The sequence below is a fragment of the Synechococcus sp. OH2 genome (assembly GCF_047462155.1).
Lineage (GTDB): Bacteria > Cyanobacteriota > Cyanobacteriia > Thermostichales > Thermostichaceae > Thermostichus.
The window spans coordinates 19,361-21,482 of the sequence record NZ_JANSIR010000108.1 but is presented as its reverse complement, the minus strand read 5'-3'; the positions used below and the strand labels follow the sequence as shown (position 1 = coordinate 21,482).

Below are 2,122 nucleotides of genomic sequence, written 5' to 3'. Positions count from 1 at the left end.
AGATACGGTGGAATCCCTTTACCGGCGCATCCAGGCCCAGGAACACCGCCTCTACCCGCTGGCCATCCGCCTCTGCCTGGCCGAGGGATCCCGCCTCCCCAAGTTCTCGGAGAAGCGGCACAATTGAGGGTGAGCCCGCTGCTGGCGCCCCCTATGGCCGAAATCTCGCCGTTGCTCGTTTTCGACAGTCCTGCGATCCTGGCCGGTCGCCCGGCTCTATGGCAGGAATGGGCCCGTTTTGGGGTGTGTGTGCTGCCCCAGGCGGTGATGGCGGAGCTAGAACGCCTGACCCGACAGGCTATCGTTCCCGCAGAAGAATCGACAGCGCGCGCCTTCTTGCGCCACTGGCCGAGTTTGGGATTTGCCGTCTCAGAAGCCCGCGCCTTGGTGGGCGAAGCCAACACCGGCAAGCAGTCGCTGCGAGTCCGCCTGGAGCAGGCCATTGCCGAGTGCGCCTATGCCCTGGCTCAACAGCAGCCGGGATCCCTGGTGGTGGTGGTGAGCAACGACCGGCCCTTGGTCGAGCGAGTGCAGGAGCTGGGCCTTGCCAACCTCTGTGCTATCTCTCTGGCCGAGCTCAACCGGTGGATACGCCAGCGCCAGCGCCCCCAGGCCGTGGTTATGGCTTGGAAGCGGCTGCCAGGGCCTCCCATTCCCGCTACTCCGTTGCGTCCCTCCCCAACTTCTGCAAAACCACCCTCCCCTGCCCAAAAGGGATCCCAAGCTGTTCAACGCCGATCTCCGGTTGGATTCGCCTCCAAAAGTGTGCAAAACTCGCTGGCGCTGCTGTTGGCTTTGGCTTTCTTCTCGGCAGCAGGGTTGCTGGCCTGGCGTTTGCTGGATCCCGCAGGGAGCGAAGGGATCTGGCGGCGGCTGCCCCTGTCTCGGATCCCTTGGCTGCGCGATCTCTAGCCGCTTTGGCCGAAAGAGCCCCGGCAGGCCTATGCTAGGATGAGAGCTTGCTAAAAACCCGGATCCCGACCCATGACGGAAACGGCTGACCTTTGGCCCCAGCTCTTGGGCCAACTGCTGGAGCGGCAATCCCTCAGCGAGGCCCAGGCGGAGCAGCTTATGAACGGCTGGTTGCACAACCAAGTGCCGGATGTGGTGTCGGGAGCGATTTTGGCGGCCTTGCAAGCTAAGGGGGTCAGCGCTGGCGAGCTGGCCGGCATGGCGCGGGTGCTGCAGCGAGCTTCTCTGGGATCCCCCCTGGATCTGCCCCTCCTGCTGGATACCTGCGGCACCGGGGGAGATGGGGCCGGCACGTTTAACATTTCCACCGCCGTGGCCTTCGTGGTCAGCGCTGCCGGGATCCCAGTCGTGAAGCACGGCAACCGCTCTGCTTCTGGCAAGGTCGGCTCGGCGGACGTGCTGGAGGCGCTGGGGGTGAACTTGAACGCCGAGCCGGAGCGGGTGCGGGCGGCGGTGGCAGAAGTGGGCATCACCTTTCTCTTTGCCCCCCACTGGCACCCGGCTATGCGGGCAGTAATCCCCTACCGCCGCGCCCTTAAAGTTCGCACTGTCTTTAATCTCTTGGGGCCCCTGGTCAATCCCCTCTACCCCAACCGACAGGTCATCGGGGTTTATGCGCCGGAGCTGGTGCCGGTGATGGCCGAAGCCCTGCGCCTACTGGGGCGGGAAGCAGCCATCGTACTCCATAGCCGGGAAGGCCTTGACGAAGCTGGCCTTGCTCAGCCCACGGACTTGGCCGTTCTCTCCCAGGGATCCCTGCGCACAGAAGTCTTGAACCCCCGGGATTACGACCTCACGCCCGCCTCCGTCCAAGCTCTCCAGGGGGGGGACTTGATGGAAAATGCCGCTATCCTCAGCCGCGTTCTCCAGGGAGGCGGCGATCTTGCCCAGCGGGATGCAGTGGCCCTCAATGCGGCGCTGGTGCTCCAGGTGGCGGGAGCTGTGGCTGACTTGAGAGCCGGAATTGCCCGCGCGCGGGAGATCCTTGCCAGCGGTGCCGCCTGGGAGCGCCTGCAAAAGTTGGTCAACTTCCTCCAGCCTTGAGGCCAAGCTCTGCTTGCCTGGCGAGCTGGGGCCCTGCTCCTTGACAAAAACTAGCCACCTCTTGAAATGGGCTGGGGAACTCCCGCCAACCCAGATGCCCCCGCCC

Annotated in this window: 2 protein-coding genes; both read left to right on the top strand. The window is 64.6% G+C overall.

Annotated elements, in window-relative coordinates; all coding sequences use genetic code 11:
• Positions 1-153: 153 nt before the first annotated feature.
• Positions 154-912, top strand: a complete 759-nt coding sequence (locus NW835_RS10990; protein ID WP_414385142.1) for a PIN domain-containing protein — start codon at positions 154-156, stop codon at positions 910-912.
• A 72-nt stretch (positions 913-984) separates the two neighbouring features.
• Positions 985-2,016 carry an anthranilate phosphoribosyltransferase gene (trpD, locus tag NW835_RS10985; RefSeq protein ID WP_414385144.1) on the top strand — a complete coding sequence of 344 codons (1,032 nt, stop codon included), beginning with the start codon at positions 985-987 and terminating at the stop codon, positions 2,014-2,016.
• The last annotated feature ends 106 nt before the right edge of the window (positions 2,017-2,122 follow it).

Bases quoted from the DNA above. Each gene is read 5' to 3' on its own strand.
- NW835_RS10990 (WP_414385142.1), top strand. From the start codon at position 154: ATGGCCGAAATCTCGCCGTTGCTCGTTTTCGACAGTCCTGCGATCCTG.
- trpD (WP_414385144.1), top strand. From the start codon at position 985: ATGACGGAAACGGCTGACCTTTGGCCCCAGCTCTTGGGCCAACTGCTG.